The organism is Rhodoferax sp. GW821-FHT10B06 (assembly GCF_059415605.1).
In genome coordinates, this window is record NZ_JBWKNO010000010.1 from 104,494 (window position 1) to 128,857 (window position 24,364).

The 24,364-nt window shown below is 62.0% G+C and carries 19 protein-coding genes; 11 read left to right on the forward strand and 8 right to left on the reverse strand.

All coding sequences use genetic code 11. The annotated features are described in order from the left end of the window. Nucleotides 1-152 precede the first annotated feature (152 nt). On the forward strand, nt 153-2,369 hold the full coding sequence (locus tag AC07O2_RS16520; RefSeq protein ID WP_495076830.1) for a malate synthase G: 2,217 nt from the start codon (nt 153-155) through the stop codon (nt 2,367-2,369). A 420-nt stretch (nt 2,370-2,789) separates the two neighbouring features. On the opposite strand, the gene AC07O2_RS16525 is transcribed toward AC07O2_RS16520, so the two are convergent. The 4 genes from AC07O2_RS16525 to AC07O2_RS16540 form a co-directional block, all read right to left on the reverse strand. After that, nucleotides 2,790-3,869 (reverse strand): ABC transporter ATP-binding protein, encoded by a 1,080-nt coding sequence (locus tag AC07O2_RS16525; protein WP_495076831.1) that lies wholly within the window; start codon nt 3,867-3,869, stop codon nt 2,790-2,792. Continuing rightward, nucleotides 3,866-5,389, reverse strand: a complete 1,524-nt coding sequence (locus AC07O2_RS16530) for an ABC transporter permease (protein WP_495076832.1) — start codon at nt 5,387-5,389, stop codon at nt 3,866-3,868. The genes AC07O2_RS16525 and AC07O2_RS16530 overlap by 4 nt, the downstream gene beginning before the upstream one ends. 79 nt (nt 5,390-5,468) lie before the next feature. Further along, nucleotides 5,469-6,479 (reverse strand): iron ABC transporter substrate-binding protein, encoded by a 1,011-nt coding sequence (locus AC07O2_RS16535; RefSeq protein WP_495076833.1) that lies wholly within the window; start codon nt 6,477-6,479, stop codon nt 5,469-5,471. Between the two features lie 149 nt (nt 6,480-6,628). Then, nucleotides 6,629-7,219 carry a hypothetical protein gene (locus tag AC07O2_RS16540; protein WP_495076834.1) on the reverse strand — a complete coding sequence of 197 codons (591 nt, stop codon included), beginning with the start codon at nt 7,217-7,219 and terminating at the stop codon, nt 6,629-6,631. Between the two features lie 346 nt (nt 7,220-7,565). Here AC07O2_RS16540 and AC07O2_RS16545 point away from each other — a divergent pair, with 346 nt between their 5' ends. Together AC07O2_RS16545 and AC07O2_RS16550 are read left to right on the forward strand one after the other, a co-directional pair. Then, nucleotides 7,566-7,802 (forward strand): cysteine-rich CWC family protein, encoded by a 237-nt coding sequence (locus tag AC07O2_RS16545; protein ID WP_495076835.1) that lies wholly within the window; start codon nt 7,566-7,568, stop codon nt 7,800-7,802. A 4-nt stretch (nt 7,803-7,806) separates the two neighbouring features. Next, nucleotides 7,807-8,571: a class II glutamine amidotransferase gene (locus tag AC07O2_RS16550; RefSeq protein WP_495076836.1), complete on the forward strand. Its 765-nt coding sequence runs from the start codon at nt 7,807-7,809 to the stop codon at nt 8,569-8,571. 138 nt (nt 8,572-8,709) lie between these two features. Here the strand turns inward: AC07O2_RS16550 and AC07O2_RS16555 are convergent, their stop codons facing one another. Continuing rightward, nucleotides 8,710-9,921, reverse strand: a complete 1,212-nt coding sequence (locus tag AC07O2_RS16555; protein WP_495076837.1) for a phytanoyl-CoA dioxygenase family protein — start codon at nt 9,919-9,921, stop codon at nt 8,710-8,712. A 99-nt stretch (nt 9,922-10,020) separates the two neighbouring features. On the opposite strand from AC07O2_RS16555, the gene AC07O2_RS16560 reads away from it, so the two are divergent. Then, nucleotides 10,021-11,037, forward strand: a complete 1,017-nt coding sequence (locus tag AC07O2_RS16560) for a LacI family DNA-binding transcriptional regulator (RefSeq protein WP_495076838.1) — start codon at nt 10,021-10,023, stop codon at nt 11,035-11,037. Nucleotides 11,038-11,048: 11 nt separating this feature from the next. On the opposite strand, the gene AC07O2_RS16565 is transcribed toward AC07O2_RS16560, so the two are convergent. Continuing rightward, complete coding sequence (locus AC07O2_RS16565; protein WP_495076839.1) at nt 11,049-13,517, reverse strand: sensor domain-containing protein; 2,469 nt, start codon at nt 13,515-13,517, stop codon at nt 11,049-11,051. Nucleotides 13,518-13,651: 134 nt separating this feature from the next. Continuing rightward, nucleotides 13,652-14,608: a glutathione synthase gene (gene gshB, locus AC07O2_RS16570; RefSeq protein ID WP_495076840.1), complete on the reverse strand. Its 957-nt coding sequence runs from the start codon at nt 14,606-14,608 to the stop codon at nt 13,652-13,654. A 349-nt stretch (nt 14,609-14,957) separates the two neighbouring features. On the opposite strand from gshB, the gene AC07O2_RS16575 reads away from it, so the two are divergent. The 7 genes from AC07O2_RS16575 (at nt 14,958) to AC07O2_RS16605 (ending at nt 23,091) form a co-directional block, all read left to right on the forward strand. Further along, nucleotides 14,958-15,443, forward strand: coding sequence for a type IV pilin protein (locus AC07O2_RS16575; RefSeq protein WP_495076841.1), 486 nt, complete (start codon nt 14,958-14,960; stop codon nt 15,441-15,443). After that, on the forward strand, nt 15,437-16,027 hold the full coding sequence (locus AC07O2_RS16580; protein ID WP_495076842.1) for a GspH/FimT family pseudopilin: 591 nt from the start codon (nt 15,437-15,439) through the stop codon (nt 16,025-16,027). Before AC07O2_RS16575 ends, AC07O2_RS16580 begins: the two co-directional genes overlap by 7 nt. A gap of 25 nt (nt 16,028-16,052) precedes the next feature. Further along, complete coding sequence (gene pilV, locus AC07O2_RS16585) at nt 16,053-16,457, forward strand: type IV pilus modification protein PilV (protein WP_495076843.1); 405 nt, start codon at nt 16,053-16,055, stop codon at nt 16,455-16,457. Beyond that, the gene (locus AC07O2_RS16590) at nt 16,457-17,800 is read left to right on the forward strand and encodes a PilW family protein (protein ID WP_495076844.1); all 1,344 of its coding nucleotides are present in this window, start codon (nt 16,457-16,459) and stop codon (nt 17,798-17,800) included. The genes pilV and AC07O2_RS16590 overlap by 1 nt, the downstream gene beginning before the upstream one ends. Next, nucleotides 17,797-18,402 (forward strand): pilus assembly PilX family protein, encoded by a 606-nt coding sequence (locus AC07O2_RS16595; protein WP_495076845.1) that lies wholly within the window; start codon nt 17,797-17,799, stop codon nt 18,400-18,402. Before AC07O2_RS16590 ends, AC07O2_RS16595 begins: the two co-directional genes overlap by 4 nt. Nucleotides 18,403-18,537: 135 nt before the next feature. Next, the gene (locus tag AC07O2_RS16600) at nt 18,538-22,548 is read left to right on the forward strand and encodes a pilus assembly protein (protein WP_495076846.1); all 4,011 of its coding nucleotides are present in this window, start codon (nt 18,538-18,540) and stop codon (nt 22,546-22,548) included. Between the two features lie 57 nt (nt 22,549-22,605). Beyond that, nucleotides 22,606-23,091 (forward strand): energy transducer TonB, encoded by a 486-nt coding sequence (locus AC07O2_RS16605; protein ID WP_495076847.1) that lies wholly within the window; start codon nt 22,606-22,608, stop codon nt 23,089-23,091. A 13-nt stretch (nt 23,092-23,104) separates the two neighbouring features. On the opposite strand, the gene AC07O2_RS16610 is transcribed toward AC07O2_RS16605, so the two are convergent. Beyond that, nucleotides 23,105-24,292 carry a benzoate/H(+) symporter BenE family transporter gene (locus AC07O2_RS16610; protein ID WP_495076848.1) on the reverse strand — a complete coding sequence of 396 codons (1,188 nt, stop codon included), beginning with the start codon at nt 24,290-24,292 and terminating at the stop codon, nt 23,105-23,107. Between the last annotated feature and the right edge of the window lie 72 nt (nt 24,293-24,364).

Consider the following 24,364-nt stretch of genomic DNA (forward strand, 5'->3'; position numbering starts at 1 on the left):
CAATAAGGAAGCAAGGGCTCATTACATCTATTTTTGTCACATATAAATGCAATTTAATCGAATTAATACCCTATTAAGTATCGAATAAAGTAGGCCTATCGTTTGCTTGAAGCATTTTCCACCGATCCACCCCATTGCAAAGGCGCACCACTATGACAGCACGTACCACCCGCCACCAGCTCCAAGTAGCCACCGTTCTGGACCAGTTCATTGAAGAGAAAGTGCTACCCGGTACCGGTGTGGACAGCGCCAGCTTCTGGGCCGGGTTCAGTGCGATCGTGGCCGACCTGGCGCCCAAGAACATTGCCCTGCTGGCCGAGCGTGACCGCCTGCAAACGGCACTGGACGGCTGGCACAAGTCCCACCCCGGCCCCATCTCCGACATGCCGGCCTACAAGGCCTTTCTGGAAGAAATCGGCTACCTGGTGCCCTCGCCTAAGAAGGTGAAGATCAGCACCAAGAACGTGGACGCCGAGCTGGCCATCCAGGCCGGCCCGCAGCTGGTGGTGCCGGTGCTGAACGCCCGCTACGCGCTGAACGCCGCAAACGCGCGCTGGGGCTCGCTGTACGACGCGCTGTACGGCACGGACGTGATCAGCGAAGAAAAAGGCTGCGAGAAAGTGGGGCCGAAAGGCTACAACCCCAAGCGCGGCAAGAAGGTCATTGAATACGCACGCAATGTGCTGGACCGCTGCGCGCCGCTGAAGAAGGGCACACACGTAGGCTCCACCGGCTACCGCGTCAAGGGCGGTGAGCTGGTCGTTACGCTGAAGGACGGCAGCACCTCCAAACTCGAGCACAAGTCGCAGTTCGTGGGCTTTCAGGGTGAGGCCAAGGCGCCCTCTTCCGTGCTGCTGGAGCACAACGGCCTGCATCTGGACATCATCATCAACCGCGCCACGCCGATCGGCAAGAGCGACGCGGCCGGCGTGAGCGACCTGGTGCTGGAAGCAGCCCTGTCCACCATCCTGGACCTGGAAGACTCGGTGGCCGTGGTGGACGCCGAAGACAAAGTACTGGCCTACGGCAACTGGCTGGGCATTCTGCAAGGCACGCTGACCGAGAGCTTTGACAAGGGCGGCAAGACGCTGACCCGTGGCCTGAACGCCGACCGCATCTACACCTCACCCGAGGGCAAGAAGGACGTGAAGTTGCACGGCCGCAGCCTGATGTTTGTGCGCAATGTGGGCCACCTGATGACCAACCCGGCCATCACCTACACCGCCGCCGACGGCAGCACGCAAGAGATTCCCGAGGGCATCATGGACGCGGTCATCACCACGACCATCGCCCTGCACGACCTGAAGAAGACCAAGAAGGACGCCATCCGCAACTCGCGCAAGGGCTCGGTCTACATCGTCAAGCCCAAGATGCACGGCCCCGCCGAGGTCGCTTTTGCGGCCGAACTGTTCAGCCGCGTGGAAAAGATGCTGGGCCTGGCCGACAGCACCGTCAAGCTGGGCATCATGGACGAAGAGCGCCGCACCAGCGTCAACCTGAAAGCCTGTATTGCCGCCGCCGAAAGCCGCGTGGCCTTCATCAACACCGGCTTCCTGGACCGCACCGGCGACGAAATGCACACCGCCATACTGGCCGGCCCCATGGTGCGCAAGGGCGATATGAAGACCAGCGCCTGGATCCAGGCCTATGAGAAAAACAATGTGCTGGCCGGCCTGAGCAGCGGCCTGCGCGGCAAGGCGCAGATCGGCAAGGGAATGTGGGCCATGCCCGACCTGATGAAGGCCATGATGGAGCAAAAGATTGCCCATCCCAAGGCCGGCGCCAACACCGCCTGGGTGCCCAGCCCCACTGGCGCCACCCTGCACGCCCTGCACTACCACCAGCTGCTGGTGCGCGACGTGCAAAAGGAACTGGAAAAAACCAACTACGAGAAAGCCCGCGACGGCATTCTGGACAACCTGCTGCAAATCCCGGTCACCGCCATGCCGAACTGGAGCGCCGCCGAGAAGCAACAGGAGCTGGACAACAACGCCCAGGGCATCTTGGGCTATGTGGTGCGCTGGGTGGACCAGGGCGTAGGCTGCTCCAAGGTGCCCGACATCCACAATGTGGGCCTAATGGAAGACCGCGCCACCCTGCGCATCAGCAGCCAGCACATGGCCAACTGGCTGCACCACGGCGTGGTGACCAAAGAGCAGATCACCGAAACCTTCGAGCGCATGGCCGCCGTGGTGGACAAGCAGAACGCCAGCGACAAGCTTTACAAGAACATGGCCGGCCACTTTGCCACCAGCGCCGCGTATAAAGCTGCCTGCGACCTGGTGTTCAAGGGCCTGGCCCAGCCCAGCGGCTACACCGAGCCTTTGCTTCACGCGTGGCGCCTGAAGGTGAAGGCCGGTACGGCCTGAGGTTTTGCTATTGAATCAGTAGCTACCTGCGCAGATGTTACCTGCGCCAGAGGCTGATTTCATGCATAAAAAATGGCACCCTAGGGTGCCATTTTTTTAACTTGCAACAGGTCGGCTCAAGCCGGTTTTGCTATGGAATATGCAGCTACTACCGCAGGCAACACCTGCGCTAGAGCCCATTTTCCCCACAATAGGAAACGGCAGCTTGCGCTGCCGATTTTGTTACAAACCCACTGCTCGCCCGGCGTGGCACCGGGGGGTGGGTCGCAGGCACTTTAACGTGCGGGCATCCGGCGACGATCGCGGTCGTCAGAGGGCCAGTTGTATTCAGTGGGGTGGGCTATCGATGTCATGGGAAACTCCTTGTGCACCTACAACGAGCAGTCCCAAGCATCGGTTGACAAAGTTTTTACAAGTTTTTTATACCGTGACGGAGTTGGCAAAAACGTGGGCCTGGCCCATCACGGTGATTTGCACGGTAGAACCCAGCGGTGGAATGTGGATGGCCGGGCTACGCACCAGCAGCGGCTCGGTACCCGCCTGCGCCTCGCCCAGCAGGCGCACGGTGAGCCCGCACAGGGCGCCGCCGAAGTCAATGTCCTCCACCACACCGCAGCAGGCTTCAGCATCCGGGTCCAGCTGTTCCGCCGGAACCGGGGTCAGCTGCAGTTGCTCAGGACGCAACATGATCTGCGCCGAACCGGTGCGTTCACTGTCGTGCACAGGAATCACGCCCAGCGCGCAGGTCGCCCAGCCCTGCGCCAACTGGGCCGGCAGAACAATGGTTTCACCCAGAAACTGGGCCGTGGCGGCGTCTACCGGGCGCAGATACAGCGCATTGGGTGCGCCAACCTGGACCAGCTTGCCGCCGCGCATCACAGCAACTTGGTCGGCGAACGACAAGGCCTCGGCCTGGTCGTGCGTGACCAGAATGGTGGTGATACCGGCCGCGCCCAGCAGTTGGGCCACGGCCTTGCGGGTACTGGCACGTAAACCGGTGTCCAGCGCCGAAAACGGCTCGTCCAGCAGCATCAGGCGTGGTCGCAAGGCCAGGGCGCGGGCCAGAGCCACGCGCTGCTGCTGTCCGCCCGACAGCTCGTGCGGGCGGCGTGACAGCATGACCGGGTCCAGGGTCACCATCTGCATCAGCTCGGTGATGCGCTGGCTGCGGTCGGGCGCGTTGCGAGCCAGGCCGAAACCAATGTTGTTGGCCACGCTGAGGTGAGGAAACAAAGCCCCTTCCTGCGGCACAAAGCCGATGCCGCGCTGGTGGGCCGGCACGGATTGCAGGCCCTGGGCCAGTTGCTGACGCCCCAGGCTGATGCGGCCGGCGTCGGGCGCTTCAAAGCCGGCGATCAGGCGCAGCAGCGTGGTTTTACCTGAGCCGGAAGGCCCGACGATGGCGGTTCGGCTACCGGCGGGCACATGCAGGTCCACGCCGTCCAGTGCTACCACCTGGCCATAGCTTTTACGCACCGCATTCAATTCAAGAAAACTCATCTTCCGGCGGTCCGTTTCGATTGCACATATAAAAGCCAGGTCATGGGCATGGACAGCAGCACCATGGTCAAGGCATAAGGCGCGGCTGCGGCGTAGTCGATTTCGCTGCTGAAAGCCCAGAAGGCCGTTGCCAGGGTTTGCGTGCCGCTGGGCGCCAGCAGCAAGGTGGCCGTCAACTCATTGGTAATACCCAGAGAGACCATGGCCATGCCGGCCGCAGCACCCGGCGCAGCCAGACGCAGGGTCACGGACCAAAGCGCCTGCGCGGGCGAGCGGCCCAGGCTGCGCGCCGCGTATTCCAGCTCGACCGGCGCCTGGGCAATGCCCGCACGCAGGCTGACCAGGGCACGCGGCAAAAACATCAGCGCATAGGCCAGCAACACGGTGAACACGGTTTGGTAAATCGGCAACGCCACGCGCACGGTCACGGTGACCAAAGCCAGGGCCACCACCACGCCAGGCAAGGAGCCGACCAAGTAATTGCAAGCCTCGGTAAGCCGCTGCAGACGACCCGGTGCGCGGATAGACAACCAGGCCATGGGCACGGACACCAGCGTGGTCAAAATGCCGCCCGCCACCGCCAGGGCCAAGGTTTGGCCGAGGGCCGAGGCCATCACATCCCAGTGCCAAACGGCCGCACCACCGGCAATCAGCCAACGCCCGAGAGTAAACAGCGGCACGCCCAAGGACAGCAATGCCGTCACGGCCGGCAGCAGCCAGGCCAGCACGGTGTAGCGGCCAAGCCGGGCGCGCATGGGCATGCGGGCCGCACCCGTGCCCACGCGGGCATAGCGCTCGTTGCCGCGCAGGCCGGACTCCAGCGCCAGCAGAGCAAAGCAGCACACCACCAGCACACCGGCCAGCATATTCGCGGCGGGACCGTTGTAGGTGGACTGGAACTGGTCCACGATGGCGGTGGTGAAAGTGTCAAACCGGATCATCACGAACAAGCCGTATTCGGCCAACAGATGCAGGCCCACCAGCAGGCCGCCGCCACACAGGGCCAGGCGCAGCTGCGGCAGCACCACGCGTAAAAACACCGCCCAGGGCCCCAGGCCCAGCGATGCGGCTGCGTCTTCCATGCCCGGGTCCAGGCGGCGCAGCGCTGCCGACAGGGGGAGGTACATAAACGGGAAATATGCCAGGATGGACACCAGCATGCCGCCGGCCAGGCCATGCAGGCCGGGCGCCACGGTGATCCAGGCATAGCTATGGACAAAAGCCGGCACCACCAGGGGTGCCACCGCCAGCCAGGCCCAGGTGCGGGCACCGGGCAGGTCACTGCGCTCGGTCAGCCAGGCCAACGCCAAGGACAAGATCGCACACAAGGGAACGGTGCAGGCCACCAGCCAGGCGGTGTTGACCAGGAGTTCGCCAACGCGCGGGCGGAACACCAGCGGAGCAGCAAGCTCCCACCCCGTGTTCCAGGCCACCCAGACCACAAAGCCCAGCGGCAACAGCGCAAACAAAGACACCAAAACCGCCGCTACACCCACCCAGGACGCAGAAAAGCGCCGCATGCGGCGCAAGAAATGCGGCAGCGCGCCTGGCATGGCAGGCGCGCTAGGAAGAACCGAAGGTACTACGGACACTCAATTTTTATAGCAAGCCCGCCTGGGTCATCAGGTCCGACACTTTTTTGCTATTCAGTTTGGAAGGCTCGACTTTAGGTGCCTGCAACTCTGCCAGAGGCACCAGTTTGGAGTTGGATGGGGCACCGAAACCCACGGCATACTCATACGAGTCACCGGTGCGCAGAATTTCCTGGCCACCCTTGCCCGTCACCCATTTGACGAAGGCCTGGGCCTGGGCTTGGCGCTTGCTGTTAGCCAACACACCACCACCGGAGATGCTGACAAAAGCACCCGGATCTTCGTTGCGGAAGTAGTACAGCGCGGTGTTGTTGCTGTTTTCACCGGTCTTGGCCTGGTCGCCGAAACGGTAGTAGTGGTAGATGATGCCGCCATCGATCTGACCTGCATTCACGGCCTTCAGGACAACGCTATTGCCCTTGTAAGGCGTGGCGTTTTCCTTCATCGCCTTCAGCCAGGCGGCCGTCGCGGGCTCGCCCTTGAGTTCCAGCATGGCGCTGACGATGGCCTGGAAGTCTGCGCCCGCAGGCGATGCGGCCCAGCGGCCTTTCCAGCTAGGGTTGGCCAGATCCATCATGGACTTGGGCAACTGTTCAGGGGTGAATTTTTTCTTGTTGTAAACAAACACCGTGGTGCGGGCTGCAACGCCAATCCAGCGGCCGTGCTCAGGACGGAAGCTGACAGGCACCTGGGCCAGGGTGGCCGGGTCCAGCGGCGCAAACAGGCCAGCGGCATCTACCAGAGCCATGGCGGGGGAGTTTTCGGTCAGGAACACGTCGGCATTGGAGGCCGCGCCTTCTTGCACCAGTTGGTTGCCCAATTCACTGTCGCCACCATTGCGCAAAATCACCTTGATGCCGGTTTCCTTGGTGAAACCATCGGCCCAGGCCTGGGTCAGGCTGACGTGCTGGGCGTTGTACACCACCAGCGGATCAGACGCCTGCGCCCACACGGACGTCGCCAACACACCCACTGCCAGTGCCGCAGCGCGTGCCAAAAACGGAATGGAAATTTTCATGAAAAGAATGGTGAGGGTAGGAGCTGCATTCCAAGGGTGCAGACCCTATGCCCGCTCCACAAAAATGCAAATACGAATTAATTGCATCTGAATTGTACTCTTGCCTGTATGCGGCCGACGGTACAAAGCCACACGGGCAGGTAGAGAACTCAGCGGGAACGGACCATGGAACGGCGGTGCCTGCGCCGCCGAGACGATTTCGCCCGGCTACGCAGCAAAAAATAGCGCGCGATCTTCATGCCGAGATACAGGACCACGGCACCACCCACCCAGGGCGCCACCTCGTCCAGCAGTTGCGCGGCCAACAAGGACGCACGGGCCTCGTCCTGGCGCATTTGCTCTTCTGTGCGCGCCGGGCCAGCGGTACGCATGCCGGCAGATGCATCGTTGTTCGCACGGGCCCTGCGCGCGGCATCGATTTCGTCCTCGCTGCCCGCATCCAGCACCTGGCGGGCTTTTTCCATGCTCAAGTCGGCACTCAGGTTCTGGTAGGTATCCTGGGCGCCGGTCGCCTTCACCAGGTCTTTGTAAGCGGCGCTAATCGACTCGTCATTGGCAGGCTTGCCAATGGAGACATTCGCGTTCGTCACGGCGGCTGGTGCTTCAGGGGCTGCACGGGCTGCCGAAGGGGCTTCGTCGGTCTTGGTGACCGGAGATTTGTGCGCTGCCTCGGCGGAGGCTGCATCGTTGCCAACCGGAAGATCCAAAGCCGCCGCAGTCGCCGGGCTTCCAGCCGACATGCCTGCAGAACCGGCCAGTGTTGCGGCAAAAACCATAGACCCTAGGCCCATACCCATCAGCGTCAACAGTGCTTTTATTGTGAAATTTATGCGCATATCCGGCCTTTGCACTACTTTGCTTTCTCACCGCAAAGTAAATATTGTCTGCCCCATGTTCGATTGTGTAAGGTATTGATACATTTGATTTTAGGGAAAACCGCCAGCACCCGATATTTATGCTGCGAGCCTACCGGGTTGCGCCGGAAACACTACAAAATAAGTAGCGCCAAGCGTAGGTAAATAGAGCACGGAACCCCGTTTTTTACCTAAACCCCAGCCGGCCAGCCCCTTCGCCTTAAGATTCCCCATGCCCGCCGATACGCCCCCTACAGCCATCCTCCCCAGCCAGTGCCCGCTGTGCGGTCAGGCCAACCACTGCGCCCTGGAACTGGAGCGCAGCAGCGGCATTGCGCAACCCCCGTGCTGGTGCACAACACAAAGCGTGGCCCCGCAGGCGCTGGCCCAGTTGCCACCCGAGGCACTGAACCGGGCCTGCCTGTGCCCACGCTGTGCTGCGGGCCCCCTCTCCACGCCGAAAGACTGACCCCATGTGCCAACTGCTGGGAATGAACTGCAACACGCCGACCGACGTGGTGTTCAGCTTCAGCGGCTTCGCCGAACGCGGCGGCCGCACCGACCACCACAGCGACGGCTGGGGCATCGCCTTTTTTGAGGGCCGGGGCCTGCGCCATTTCGTGGACCACCAGGCGGCCTGCGAGTCGCCGGTGGCCGAGCTGATACGCCGCTACCCGATCCAGAGCCGCAACGTCATCGCCCACATCCGCAAAGCCACCCAAGGCGTGGTAGCGCTGGAGAACTGCCACCCCTTTGTGCGCGAACTCTGGGGCCGCTACTGGGTGTTTGCCCACAATGGTGATTTGAAAGACTTCCACCCCCGCCTGCACAGCAGCTTCCAACCGGTGGGCAATACGGACAGCGAACGCGCCTTCTGCTGGGTGATGCAAGAGCTGGCCAAGTCCCACGCCGGCGTGCCCAGCGTGGCCGAGCTGACCCTGACCCTGCGCGAGCTGGGCCAGCGCATCGCCCGCCACGGCACCTTCAACTTCCTGCTCAGCAACGGCGAGGCGCTGTGGGCCCATGCCTCCACGCAGCTGCACTACTTGGAGCGCCAGCATCCGTTCGCCCACGCCACGCTGAAGGACGAGGACCTGAGCGTCAACTTTGCCGAACACACCACCGCCCAGGACCGCGTGGCCCTGGTGGCCACCGCGCCGCTGACCACCAACGAGGCCTGGACGGCCTTCGCACCGGGCGAGCTGAAGGTGTTTGTGGACGGCGCACTGGTCGGCTAGCGGCTTCAAGTCAAATACGCCTCTGGCACAGGAAATACCTGCGCAAGCAGCTACCAAATCAATAGCACAACAGTGCGACTCCGGCGACGGGGCATGCCAGCGCACATGCGCCGTCCACGCAGCTGAAACCACCCAAACCTAGGACGTGGTTTTCTTCTTGTCCGCTTGCTGCTGCAGAGCCTGGTTCAATTGCGGCGCCGGCCACTGCTCCGCCAGGGCACGCAACACCAGGCCTTGCTGGCTCTCCGGCGCCAGACCACCCAGGGGCGGATCGCGGTCCAGATTGGTCGGGAAGGCATAGCCCTCGGCGCAGGCGGCGACGGCGCAAGCCAGGGCTGCGTCTGTTACAGCACCCGCCTGTTGCAGTGCACGCAGCGCCGGGTACAGCGCCTGCACCATGCGCTGCCGGTCCACCGACTCCATGGCGCGGCCGAAGGCTGAGGACACCTGCAGCAGATTTGCCATACGGCAGATATCGGTAGATCGGTTATGGCCCGCGGCGTGCATCAACGCGGGGTTGAAAAACACCGCATCGCCCTTGCGCAGCGGCAGCTGCACTTGGTGGGCATCAAAATACGCCTGGAACTCCGGCTGACCCGCCACCAGATAGCCCGGCAGGTATTTGTGCGAATGCGGCAGGTACAGCGTGGGGCCGCTGTGCAGCGGCATGTCCACATGCGCTACCGCGCCCTGCAACGTCAAGTAGGGCGACAGGCGGTGCACCGGCGCCGGGTAGCGCGCCGCCTGCGCGGCGGTCAAAAAGCCCAGGTGGTAGTCGCGATGCGCCATCTGCGCTGCGCCACCGGGGTTCACGCTGTTGATCTGCGAAGTCATCTGGTAGGCCGGGCCCAGCCAGGCCTCGCAGACCAGCGCCAGCAGCTCGTTGCCGTAGTAGGCTGCGAATACCTCGGGCGCTTCCACACAAAACTTCTCCAGCGCGTTCCACACCCGGTCGTTGGCGCCAGGCTTGGCGAAATGGTCGGCCTTGGCGCCCAGCAGCCGCTCGGCGGCAATCATGCGCAGGAACACGGCGGTGGCGGCGTCCACCACGGCCAGGTCGGCAAACAGGCCTTGCAAGGCCAGCACACCCGGGCCGTCACTCCATACCCGGCTCCATTCGGCCATCAGCTGCTGCTGGAAGAGCACCGGCTGGGAAGTCGCCGCCATCTGCTGGCGCAACTGCGCGCAGTCGTACTGCGGCACGCCCATGCCCACCCCGCTGGCCAGCGGGTAATCGGCGGGATTGGCGGGGGTGCGCAGCACCGCATCCAGCTCGGCCACCGTGCAGTCTTCGGGTCTGAGCCAGTGGTGCGAGCGGGATGCGGCTGTATCGTTTTGCAGGGAGGGCATGGCTGGAGTCCATCGGTGAAAGATGCGCCAGTGTAGGTATTGCAGATGAATAATAGGGACTCAAAAGCCTTCAAAAACACCTCAAAAATCCATCAAAAAATGGCCCATACACACCTTCTGAAAGACATCGCCTCGCAGGCCGGCACCAGTCTGGCCACGGTGGACCGGGTGTTAAACCAGCGCGGTGGTGTGCGCCAGCACACAGTGCGGCGGGTGGAGCAGGCGCTGCAGGAACTGGACCGGCAAAAGAACCAGGTCGGCCTGGTCGGGCGCAAGTTCTGGGTGGATGTGGTGATGCAGGCGCCACAGCGCTTCAGCCTGCTGGTACGCACGGCGCTGGAGCAGGTGCTGCCGGGCCTGCACCCGGCCATCTTCCGCGCCCGCTACCACCTGGGTGAGGACCAAGCCACCACGCTGCTGGTGGCCACGCTGGACAAGATCCTGCAGCAAGGCAGCCACGGCGTGCTGCTGAAGGCCCCCGATGTGCCCGAGGTGTCCCAAGCCGTTGCCCGCCTGCAGGCCAAGGGCATTCCCGTGGTGACGCTGGTGACCGACCTGCCGGGTTCGGCACGCCTTGCCTATGTGGGCATGGACAACCGCGCCGCCGGCCACACCGCGGCCTACCTGGTGTCGCAGTGGCTGGGTAAGCGCAAAACCGGCGTGCTGGTGTCCATCAGCAGCAACCGCTTCCGGGGCGAGGAGGAGCGGGAAATCGGCTTTCGCCAGGCCGTGCGCTCCCAGTTCAAAAACCTGGTGCTGCACGAGGTGAGCGAGGGACTGGGACTGCACGATGCCACGGTGGCCCTGGTGCGCAAGAGGCTCAAGCAGCTACCGGATGTAGAAGCGGTGTATTCCATTGGCGGCGCCAACGCGGCGATACAGCAAGCCTTCGCGCAGCTCCAGCGCCCATGCCGGGTGTTCATTGCCCACGACCTGGATGCCGACAACCTGGCGCTGCTGCGCGACGGCACGCTGCAGGCGGTGCTGCACCACGATCTGCAACAGGACATGCGCCAGGCCTGCTTGCACATCATGGCGGCGCATGGTGCGGCGCCGGCCGGCATCTCAACCACCTCGTCCGCCGTGCAGGTGGTGACGCCTTACAACCTGCCCTGACCGCTGCGGGCCTATGCCGCGCGCTGTATTGGCAACACCAGTTGGCTACTGGGCACGGGCCGCCCGAAGTAGTAGCCCTGGTAGGCATCGCAGCCTATATTGGCCAGGAATGCATGCTGGCCTTGCGTCTCCACACCCTCGGCCACCACGCGCAAACCCAGGCTGTGGCCCATGTCCACGATGGTGCGGGCAATGACAGCATCGCTGGGGTCGGTCAGCAGGTCGCGCACAAAGGATTTGTCGATCTTCAGTTGGTCCAATGGCAGGCGCTTCAACGAGCTCAACGAGGAAAAGCCTGTCCCAAAGTCATCCAGCGACATGCGTACGCCGTAAGCCTTGATGGCATTCATCTTGGCCACCACCTCCTCCACGTCATGCATCAGCATGCTTTCAGTGATCTCCAGCTTCAGGCGGCCCGGGTTGGCCCCCGTCGCTTGCAGCGCGGTGCTGACGGTGGACACGAAGTCGGCCTTGGAAAACTGTGCGGCACTGACGTTGACCGCCACCGTCCAGTGCGCCGTGTCCGGCTGCCTGGCCCAGGCCACCAACTGGGCACAGGCGGCTTCCAGTACCCACTGGCCCAGCGGCAGGATCAGGCCGGACTCTTCGGCAATCGGAATGAACGCGGCGGGCAACACCAGGCCGCGTGTCGGATGCTGCCAACGCACCAGGGCTTCGGTGCCAATGGTGCGCACGGTGCCGTCAGCATGGGTTTCCACCTGGACCTGGTAGTACAGGACGAACTCGCCACGCACCAGACCCTGGCGCAGGTCTTTTTCCAGCTGCGCCCGGGCCGCTGCGGCGGCCTGCATGGCGGGCTCGTAAAAGCGCGCCACGTTGCGGCCCGCCGCTTTGGCCTGGTACATGGCGATGTCGGCTTTCTTCAACAGCTCGTCGATGGATTCGTTGTCTTGGACGAAAACCACGATGCCTATGCTGGGCGTGCTGTGGTGCCGGTGTTTGCCCAGCGCATAGGGCTCGCCCAGGGTGTGCAGAATCTTGCTGGCCACCATCTCGGCCTGTGCCGCGGCCTCCGGGCCATGCGGGCTCAGCGCTTCCAGTAGCAGCACAAACTCGTCGCCCCCCAGCCGCGCCACGCTGTCGCCTTCGCGCACACAGGAGGTGAGCCGCTGCGCCACCTCTTGCAGCAGCATGTCGCCCACATCATGGCCCAGGGTGTCGTTGAGCTGCTTGAAGTTATCCAGATCCAGGAACAACACGGCCGCATGCTGCAGCGTACGGGTGGTGCCGAGCTGGGCATGGCGCAGCCGGTCCAGCAGCAGGCGCCGGTTCGGCAGGCCGGTCAACGGGTCGTAAAACGCCAGTCGGCGGATTTCCTCCTCGTTCTGGTGGCGCTTGGTGTTGTCGCGGATGACACCAATGAAATGCGTCAAGGTGCCCCGCGCATCGCGCACCGGCGAGATGGTCAACTCGTCCCAGAAGGTGCTGCCGTCCTTGCGGTAGTGCAGGATGTCGCCGTAATAGTTCGAGCCGTAGGCCATGTTCAGGCGCATCGCATCCACGGAATCCAGGGCCGTATCCGGCCCCTGCAGCAAGTCCCAGGTCCGGCCCATGGCCTCGGCGGAAGCGTAGCCGGTGATGCTGGAGAAGGCGTCGTTCACCGACACGATGCGCTGCTGCGGGTCGGCGATCACCACGCCTTGCGAGATCGCCTTCAGCGACTGGTGGCTGACACGCAACTGCTGCTGCTCCTGCTGGCGCGCGGTGATGTCTACCATCATCCCGCGCAGCCATTTGGGTTTGCCGTCCTGCATGGCGATCTTTGTGCTGTCGTGTATCCACACCACGCTGCCGTCCCGCTTGATGAAGCGGTACTGGAACTCATGGTCCTCGCCACGGGCAATGCAGTCGGATGAATACTGCATGGCATGCCGGCGGTCTTCAGGATGGATGTGGTTGGCCCAGAAATCAGGCGTCAGCCAGTCTTCCGACGGATAACCCAACAGACGTTCGGCGCTTTTGCTGATGAAGGTGTTGTTGAAGGTGGTGGCTTCAGCCTCCCACACAATGCCGTCGGTGAAATCCACCAGATCGCGGAAGCGCTGGTCATAGGCCTGCAGGTCAGCATAGGCCTGGCGGCTATCTGTCACGTCCTGTATGACTTCGATCAAGAATTGCGGTTGGCCCGCAGCGTCAAACAGCGGCGTTTTCAGGCTGTGCAGCACGCGGTTTTTCCCATCCACAGGGCTGCAATACACCAACTCAAAAGAAGCCGTCACGCCGCTGGCGAATACCTTGGCATCAGCGGCCAGAGAATCGGCCACCTGCTCCGGCGAAAAAACCGGCTCGCCGTGGCCGCCACGCAATGCATCGCCGGTCGTGCCAAACAAGGCTTCAAATGCCTGGTTGGCGAACAGATAACGGCTGCCAGCATCCTTGACACACACCGGCATGGCCATGCCCACCAGCCAGCGCTGTAGGCTGGCAGGGTCGGGACCGGGTGGGGCTTGTTCTGGCATCAATGGGCGACTGGAAGTTTACAAAGATGATAAGTGCCCACCACGCGCACAAACAACTCTTGCTTGCGCGGATTTACCCTCTGCCGCGTGCTTTCGGCCGCAGCGTGAATAAAGTCAGGCTTTTCAGCGCCGCGCTAGGCCAGCGCGGCTTCCAGCGCGTCGACAAACAGCGCCGCCACGTCGCAGCCAGTCTGGTCGAAGATTTCCTGGAAGCAGGTCGGGCTGGTGACGTTGATCTCGGTCACGCAGTCGCCGATCACGTCCACGCCCACCAGCAGCAGGCCGCGCGCGGCCAGGATGGGGCCCAAGGCTTCGCCGATCTCGCGGTCCCTCGCCGACAGTGGCTGGGCTACGCCCTTGCCGCCGGCCGCCAGGTTGCCGCGCACCTCACCGCCCTGCGGAATGCGTGCTAGGCAAAACGGTACGGGCTTGCCGCCAATCACCAGCACGCGCTTATCGCCCTGGGCGATGGCAGGGAGAAACTTCTGCACCATCACGCTCTCGGCGCCGTTCTTGTTCAGCGTCTCAATGATGCTGCCCAGGTTCAGCCCGTCTTCCTTGACGCGGAAGATGCCCATGCCGCCCATGCCGTCCAGCGGCTTGAGGATCACGTCCTTGTGTTCGGCATGGAAGCGGCGGATGGCGTCGGCGCTGCGCGTCACCAGGGTCGGGCCGCTGAACTGCGGAAACTCCATGATGGCCAGCTTTTCCGGGTGATCGCGCAGCGCGCGCGGCTTGTTGAACACCTTGGCGCCTTCGCGCTCGGCCTGCTCCAGCAAATGCGTGGCGTAGAAAAACTCGGAATCAAACGGCGGATCCTTGCGCATGATGATGGCGCCAAAGTCCTTCAGCGCGCGCGGGCTGCCGGCGAACAGCGGCTGGCTGACGCTGAACCAGTCGGTCTTGTCACCGGTGAGATGGATATCGCGCACCTGGGCCGTCACCACGCCGCCGGTCTGCCACTGCAGGTCTTGCGGCTCGCAGGCCGAGATGCTGTGGCCGCGACGCTGGGCCTCGCGCATCATCACAAAGGTGGTGTCCTTGTAGATCTTGAAAGACTCGAGGGGATCGGCGACGAAGAGGAGGTTCATGGGTCTGGGCAGTCGAATAGTGAGCGGCGCAAAGCTTAACAGTCAGGCGCAACAGCTGCTGTAGCTAGCGCAATACCCTCCTCATGTCGCCTAAGAACAAACAAAAAACCCCATGTATGACAGCTACGCGTCAGGAAATTCCGACCACTTGAAATACCTACTGACTCAATTATCAGGATGGCCTGATGGCTTGCACGACCATGAACTGTCATGCTGAGAGCGTTGTCACAACCGTTTCAATTTCAAAAATGATGTCCCCGTTTCCGCCGGCCGGCTGGCATCCTGGGCGAATGTTACACATACAAGAATATATACAAATGGGGAACTTACCCATTTGCAACTTTGCTACATGCGCTTTCATACCCCCTCTTCCTCCGCCATCACCTCACCTGGCAAACCATCAGCGGTAAGGGGCTTCACTCTGATCGAGCTCATGATTACCGTGGCCGTGGTCGCCATCTTGGCGGCCGTGGCACTGCCGTCCTATAGAAATTACGTCATACGCGGGCATCTGGCGACCTTGACCAATGACTTGCAGGCAACCCGGGCGCAGATGGAGCAGTTCTACCAAGACAACCGCACCTACAAGACGACTTCCACGGCGACACCTCCGTGTACCGCCACCGCAACCAACCACACCAGCCCCACGCCGTATTCGGTGGTGTGCTCCAACATCGACGTCGCGACCTTCACCGCCACCGCCACCGGCTCAGGGGTGATTGCAGGCTTCAGCTACACCATCGACCAGTCGGACAGCAAAACCAGCACGCTGTCTACAGCCTGGGGCGGCACCACTGCTGCGTGTTGGATCATGCGCCAGGGGGACACATGCTGAAGCAGCGCGGATTCACCCTGATTGAGCTGATGGTGACCTTGACCATCGCCGCGCTGCTGCTGCTGGCGAGCATGCCATCCTTCAGCACCTGGATTGCCAACGCCAAAGTGCGCAGTGTTGCCGAGGACGTGCAAAACGGTCTGCGCATGGCCCAGGCCGAGGCCTTGCGACGCAACCGAGTGACCGTCTTTGCCTTGACCAGCGCCACCCCGGCCCTCAGTGCAGCCCCCAGCGCCAACGGCACAAACTGGTTTGTACAGACACTGCCGGTGACCAGCGGTGCCACGACCGAGACGGCTGCCACCACAGACTACGTCCAGGGCGGCAACCACGCAACACAGGCCGGAGTCACGATTACCGGTCCGGCCATGGTGTGCTTTGGCCCACTGGGTAGTGTGGTCACTTTGGCCTCCTCCAGTGCCATCAACGTGCTGAGCACCGCATGCACCTCCGCGGCCAACACCTATGTTGTGGCCAGAACCGCTTCCGACCGCCCGCTCCAGGTCACGCTTTCGGTGGGCGGGCAGGTCCGAATGTGCGATCCGAAAAAGACCCTCTCCAGCACAGTCCCCGATGGCTGCTAGGTCGACACTGCAAAGGCCATCCAGCATGCGCCGCCCCCCCTCTTCCGCAGGCTTTGCCCTGATCGAAGTGCTGATTTCGCTACTGCTGTTCTCCATCGGGGTGCTGGGTATGGTGGGCATGCAAGCCAAGGCTACAGGCTATGCAGTCGATGCCGAAAACCGCTCCCGGGCCGCGCAACTGGCTAGTGAACTGGTTGCCAGTATGTGGGCGGAGCAAACCACCTCCCCGTCAACCCTGGAGAAATGGAAAGCCCGCGTCCAGGACCCCACAGGCTCTGGCCTACCCAACGCGACTCCGAGCGACCCCACCACCAGCACAGACTCCGCCACCGGCATCAAAACCACCACGATCACCATCACATGGAAAGCGCCATCGAAGAAAAGTGGCGACGCCAACAGCAAGTACATCACGCAAGTGGTGATTCCATAATGCGTAGCGCCCGTGCCAAGCAACGCGGGGTAACCCTGCTTGAGTTGATGGTGGCCTTGCTGATAGGCATGGTTTTGTCGCTGGCCATGTTCATGGTTATGACCGCCGCCGAAGGCCGCAAGCGCACGCTGACCTCAGTCAACGACACCAACCAAGCCGGCAACTATGCCATGCAGCTGATTGAGCAATCGGTGCGCAGTGCCGGCAGCGGCTTCACGCAATCGGCAGCGTATTCGTTTGGCTGCCAGCTGTATGCGTACCAGGCCTCGCAAATCCTGCCCACCCCCAACAACGCGGCGCTGCCCGCACCTTTTGCCAGCGTCAATGAAGGCACCGGCAGCAGCACCCGGGGTGTCTTTCGCCTAGCACCGGTGCTGATATTGCCAGGCCAGACCAAACCCACGGTGAGCAACCAGACATCCGATGTACTGGTAGTGATGGGCGGAGCAGCAGGCGTGGGGGAGACACCTGTTGATTTTTCAAATTTTGCCACCGACGCGCAGCTAAATCTAACCAATACTGTCCCATTCAAAGCCAATGACCTCGTGCTCATCACGCAGATAGAACCCGATGCCAGCACCATCGGAGTCTCAAACTGCCTGATTGACCAAGTCACCGGCAAAACAGCTGCGGCACTGACCTTGGGTGGCGACTACCACGCCGCCGGCACCATGCTCGCCACACTGTCCGACCACAGTGCCACCATGGCGCTGGGGAACATCCACAGTTTCAGCGCCAGCACCACGGCGACAAACAGCCCTCCCCAGTTTCAAGTCATTGGCGTCGGCAACAACGACACACTGTACAGCTATGACCTGCTCAATACCAACAACGACAGCACCCGCGCCGCCGTAGCCCGGGCCGACGGGGTGTTTGAAATGCATGCCCTGTATGGCATAGACGCAGACTGTGACGGCAAGATCAGCAGCACCGAATGGTTCAAGCCGACCGACACCACCTACAGCCTATCTGCCCTGATGGCCGGTACAGTGCAAGAGGTACACAACCGCCCCGCCAATGCCGCAGCCAGAACCACAGCCTGCGCCAGTCTGACCACCTCCAACGACTTCCTGCAGAAAATTCTGGCCATCCGGGTCGGCCTGATCCTGCGCACCAGCCTACCCGAAAAGGCCGTGGCCACCAGCCAAAACGCCGCTAGCCAAACCGTGATGGGCACCAGCACCCAGAGCAGTATCAGGCTGTTTACGGATCTGGACGCGGCCACCAGCCCACCGACCACGGCGGTAACCTTCACGCGCAACCTCACCGACGCCGAGCGCCTGTACCGTTATCGCACCGTCGAGGCCACCATTCCGATACGCAACCCGTTGATGCTGCCATGAGAACGTCTGCGTGCAAACGCCTTCCGCAGCGGCCCGCCAAACGCCGATCACAGTCCGGCATCGTGATGGTCATGACGCTGATCTGCCTGACGCTGATGCTGGTGGCGGCAATTGCCCTGACCCGCTCCTCGACCAATTCGCTGCTGCAGTCTGGCAACCTGGCCTTCCGGCGCGACCTGCTCAACCAGGGTGAGCGCGGCATGGCAGCGGCGGTGAAGGCCCTTAACAGCGGCACCCTGAACACCACCGACTTAGCCAATGACACCACTTATAGGGTCCACTACTCGGCCTCTACGCTGGAGAACAATGCCCAAGGCATTCCCCTGGCTCTGGTGAATGCCATTGACAGCAGCACCAACGACATTCGGGACGACGCCGCCCAGGTCACCATCGTCACCGTCATTGACCGCCAATGCTCGGCATCAGGCGCCTACGATTCCGCCACTTGCGTCGGCTTCACCGATCCTGTAGCCGCAGCCCAGACCGGCTCCATGCATATCAAACGACCTAAAGGCGAAAGCCGCGCGAGCTACCGCATCAGCGTGCGCGTGACAGGCCCGCGAAACACCCAGGTTTTCCACCAGATGGTGGTTGCCTATTGATCCGGTTCCGACCCGGTTCCGCTTGTCTTCAAGCATCACCATCACATTACCGAGCCCCGAATGATGCAATCTCCGCTCCATCTAATGCTCACCCGTCTAGTCAGCACCGTATGCGGCGCTTTACTCGGTTGTTGCATGACACTGCCCGCGCAAGCCGCTATCGACCTGGCGGATTACCCGCTGTTTTCCACCGTCAAGGTGCCCGGCAATCTGGCCTTGGCTCTGTCGGTGGAGTGGCCGACGGCGACCACCTCAGCCTATCTGAGCACCACCGCATATGCCACCAGCTCCACGTTCATCGGGTATTTCAACCCGGAGATGTGCTACCAGTACGTCTACAACTCGACGACGCCAGCCAACAGCTATTTCAAGCCCAACATGGCCGCCAGCAGCCATGTGTGCACCACATCCAGCACCCCCCTATGGAGTGGCAACTATCTCAACTGGGCTTCCATGCAGACCATGGACGAGTTTCGCTGGATCATGACCGGGGGCTACCGGAGCACCGACACCAATACAGCAACCAGCACCAGCGACACTACGATCGACACCGTCCTGACCAAGACCTGGTCAGCTTCCGGGCGTGCCACGTCGTCCAATGTGCCCAACAAATCCACAAGCCTGGTATCGGGTGCCACACCCTTCAACTGGAGCGCCGCGACCACGCGCATCTGGGCATTGGGCTCCCGCATGTGGATTACCAAAAACGGCAGTATTGACTCAGCAACGACAGCCACGCCCTACCAGGCCCAAAGCGGCTCCGACGGAAACTCCAACACCGTTTACGAGGTCTACATCAATGTGGCGGCCTGTGTCTCCGCCGCATTGAAAGAAGACAACTGCGTGCTATATGGCAACGCCTACAAGCCCGAGGGCTTGATGCAAACCTATGCCATGCAGCTGCGCTATTCGGCTTTCGGCTACCTCAACCATGATGGAACCCTGACCGGCACGACTGCCCAGCAGCGTGACGGCGGAGTAATGCGAGCCCGCATGAACTACATCGGTCCAAAGAAACCCGTTCCGGGCTCGGCTGACATCACCAACGACGGTGCCCCAGAGTGGAGTGCGACCACCGGCATCATGGCCACCAACCCCGCGCCACTGGATGCATCAGACACCGTCAATACTTTTAGCCTGGCCTCGACAGCCGTGGTGCAAAGTGGTGCGATGAACTACCTGAACAAATTTGGCTATTACTCACAAGGTTACAAATCCAAGGACCCGGTAAGCGAGCTGTACAACACGGTCTTGCGCTATTACAAAGGTTTGGCCAACTTCAACACCTACACCACGGGCACGACGGCCGCCTATGCCGATGGTTTCCCGGTGATTACCAAATGGCGCACAGCGGACAGCAGCACCATGGGCGCGGATCCAATCGTGTATGCATGCCAGAAGAATTTCATACTGGGCATTGGGGATGTCAACACCCATCGCGATGGTAATTTGTACGGCAGCACAGTCCGCTCGCTCAGCACACCGATTGATACCGCCAATTCCTACCCCAGCGACGACACCTCCGTGGATGTCGGAGTCGCCACCAATATGGTCGGCACTCTGGAAGGGAAAAGCAGCCTGGCCAGCACATTCGCCGCAACAGGCGGCACCACTTGCGACAACACCAGCGGCAACTCCGTTGGCGCCAGGCAATGTAACACTTACTACATAGCAGGATTGGCCTACGACGCGCACACCATGGACATGCGTTCCGATTTGACGGGCAAGCAAACCATCAACACCTACTGGATGGACGTGATGGAGAACCAAACCTACCTGCACAAGAACCAGTATTGGCTGGCCGCCAAATATGGCGGCTTTACGGTGCCGAGCAGCTTTTCACCCTATTCCAGTAGCAACAGCACCACGACTCTGGCGGACAGTTCCTGGTATACCAATTCAGACACCTCATCCAGCTTCACCACCAGCTCTACCACCACCTTCAGCACGGATGGAACGTCGGATAAGCGCCCCGACAACTACTTCTTCGGTAGCTCACCCGCCACCATGAAGTCCGGCCTGATCGCCGCCTTCAACAAGATTTCCACCGAGCTGAGCGAGGCCAATAGTTCCACCTTTGCCTTGCCGTCGCCCAATGTGGTCTCCGGCAACGCCGGCTATTCGGCGAGCTACGACCCTACAAACTGGACCTCCAAGCTCATTGGATCCACCATCAGCTACGACAGCAGCGGCAATCCCACCCCCACGCCGATCTGGAATGCACGCGACAAACTGGAAGCACTGGCGACACCCGCAAGCACACGCAAGATCATCACCTTTTGCGACACCGCCAAAGCAGGCATTGCCTTTACCTCCACAGCTTTGACCGCCTGCGGCAGCACCGGCCGCCTGTACTACCCCTCGTTCGCCAGCATCACCGGAACCACGTCAACCTCCAGCACACCTGCGGCAGACTACCTGGCCTATCTGCGCGGCGACCGCAGCAACGAATTGAGCGCTACCGTCACCGCGACGAACCGGATCTACCGCCAGCGCGACTATTTGCTGGGCGACATCGTCAACTCCAAAGTCACGGCAGTGGGAGCGCCCAGCATGCCTTATTACGAGATGTACAACCGGGGCTATAACGCCTTCAAGATCGCCTACAGCAAACGCAAAACTGTGGTCTACGCCGGCAGCAATGACGGCATGCTGCACGCCTTCGACGGCACCATGCCTGGCACCACCAGCACAGGCGCCAGAGCGGCTGCCTCCACCTGCACGACCTGCGGCCAGGAACTGTTCGCCTTCATCCCCAGCTTTGTCTATGGCACATCCAGCACCGCCGCGACCACCGGCCTGGCGTCCATCGGCAGCCCAAGCCGCTCGCATTATTACCAGGTGGACGCCACGCCACTGGATTTTGACATGGACCTGGCCAAGGTCTGCACCAGCGATACCAGCAGCACCACGGCCGTCTGCAGCAAGATCAGCGCCACGCCAGATTGGCATACCCTGTTGATTGGCGGCCTGGGCAAAGGCGGCAAAGGCTTTTACGCGCTGGATGTCACCAACCCCGGCGAGGCCGAGTCCACCACATCGGGGGTCACCACCAGTGCCAGCTATGGCGACTGGACCAGCGAAACTACGTTGGCCGCCAAGGTCCTGTGGGAGTTCCCCCTGGTGACCGACACCACCACCATTGCCCGCATGGGCTATAGCTTCGGCGAACCCATGGCGATGAAAACCAACAAATACGGCTGGGTGCTGGTATTCACCTCGGGCTACAACAACAGCGACGGCAAAGGTTATTTCTTTTTTGTCAACCCAAAAACAGGAGCCCTGCTGGAAACGGTAGCCACCTCGGAGGGGTCAACCACCTCGCCCCTCAATTTGGCCCATGCCACAAGCTACTCGTCCAACCGCACCGATTTCACGGCCGACTCCATCTATGCAGGCGATCTACAAGGCAATCTGTGGCGAGTGGACCTGACCCCTACAACATCCGCCTACTCCACCCCAACGAAGATGGCGACCCTGTACAAGACATCGGGCACACCGCAGCCCTTGACGACGCGGCCGCTGGTTGAAATCAACCCCACTACCTCCAAACGCTATGTCGTCGTGGGCACGGGCCGCTTGCTGGCCGACAGCGATGTTGCCAGCACAGCAGTCCAGAGCATTTACTCCATTTATGACGGCACCATGGGCTTTGGCGCGTTCCAGACCGCAAGCACCTATGCCACACCGTTGACGCGCAGCGCACTGGAGGCCAATACCAGCATGCTGACCGGCATTGGCAGCGCCCCCACCTCGGCTTTGGGCTGGTATTACGACCTGTCCGTCGACGCCTCTACCGGCATTGCTGAGCGCGTCAACATCGACCCCACGGCCAACAGCGGCACAGCCGCTATTGGCGTGAACCTGCCGAATGGCTCGGTGTGCAGCCCGTCCGGCACCGGCTACCTGCGGAGTTTCAATATCGCAACCGGCGCCAGCGTGCTGCAAAACAGCGCGGGCACCGCCACCATCGGGCAGTCGGCCACCATGGCCGGTGTAATCGTCGACGTGGCGATCCAGAACGTCAACGGCAAGCTGCGCGTGGTGGCCGGCGACAGCACGGGCACCGCGGTAACCACGCCGGCAGCCCTATCCACCGCCAGCGGTGTCAAGCGCCTGAACTGGCGCGACGTAACAGCGCAATAACCCGCCGCGATGAGATTCCTTGGCACACCAGGCCTCGCTCGGGCGGCAGTCTGTTCCATGCTCGCACACCTGGTGCTGTACGAGGCCTGGCTCGCTACCACCCCCGCACAGTCCCAGACGCCAGCTGGCGCCACATTGCCTCCAATGCACGTCCAGCTACTGCCGCCCCCTGCAACCAGCAGCCGTGCACCTGCGCCGGCAGCGCCTCCCGCAACCGCTCCCGCCGTCACGCTAGCAGCAGCCCCGCCAGACACATTCATCGCATCTACCCAGTTAGACCAACCGGTACTACCCAAGTCGGAACCCGATCTCAGGCAGTTGGAAGGCCTGGGCTTCACCGGCTACCCGATCCGCCTGCGCCTGTTTATTGACACCCAGGGTCGGGTGGTGGATGTGGCCGTGCTACAGGTCAGCAGCGGCGACGAAGAGGCGGTGGAGCACATGAAAACCATGTTCCTGGCAACCGCCTATGTGCCTGGGCTTTTGCATGGCCGGGCTGTGCCATCGCGCCTGGACATCGAACTAAGCCTAGGGGTGATCTGACCCGGACGCCCTCTCAAGTGCTGGCCCGCCCCCCGCGCCCCAGGCTCTGCACAAACAGCGCCAGCGTGCCCGCCACCACACCCCAAAACGCCGAGCCGACCCCGGCTATCACCACGCCGCTGAGCGTGACCAGGAAAGTGATGGTAGCGGCCTCGCGGTGCTGCACGTCCTGCAGCGCGGCCGATAGCGCATTGCCTATGGTGCCCAGCAGCGCCAGGCCGGCAATCGCGGCGATCAGCTCGCGCGGGAAGGCTGTCAACAGGCCGGTGATGGCCGCGCCAAAGATACCGATCAGCACGTAGATCAGGCCGCACGACACGGCTGCGGTATAGCGTTTGGCCTTATCTGCATGCGCCTCCGGCCCCATGCAGATGGCGGCGGTGATGGAGCTCAGGCACAGCGCATAGCCGCCAAACGGTGCCAGCACCAGCGTCGCCAGGCCGGTGATGCTGATCAGCTTGGAGATCGGCATGGGGTAGCCGGCCGCGCGGATCGCCGCCACACCGGGCAGGTTCTGTGAGGCCATGGTCACCACAAACAGCGGCAAGGCCATGCCGATGGTGGCAGCCCAGCTGAACTGCGGCGTCACCCACACCGGGCTTGCCAAGGAAAATACGATGCTGGCGCCCGCCACTTCTCCGCGAGAAGCTACAAAAGCAATAGCAACCAACAAAGTCAATACCACCGCGTAGCGCGGCAGCCAACGCCGCGCCAACAGGTACACCGCCAGCATCAGCAGCACCAGGGGTAAGGCGGTATGGGCAGCGGCAAAGCCGTTAAGCCCGAAGCGCGCCAGCACGCCGGCCAGCAGCGCAGCGGCGATCGCCATGGGAATACGGTCCATCACCTTCTCGAACCAGCCGGTCACACCGCACAGGGTGATCAGCGCCGCGCTGACCATGAAAGCCCCCACCGCCTCGGCCATGCTGAAACCGCCGGCCACTGCCGCCGTGGCCACCACTGCCGCGCCGGGCGTGGACCAGGCCACCATCACCGGCATGCGCAGCCACAGCGAGGGCAACAGCGTGCACAGCCCCATGCCCAAGCCCAGCGCCCACATCCACGAAGTGGTTTGCTCGGGCGTGGCGTGCAAGGCCTGCGCGGCCTGGAAAACGATGGCCACGGAACTGGTGAAACCCACCAACACGGCCACAAAGCCGGCGGTAGCGGCCGAAAGATTGGTGTCTCTAAAAAATCGCATGCGGCATTGTCCCCGACGCACGAAATCGCAAAATCCGTTAAACTAGATAGCAAGCTAACTAATTTAATATTC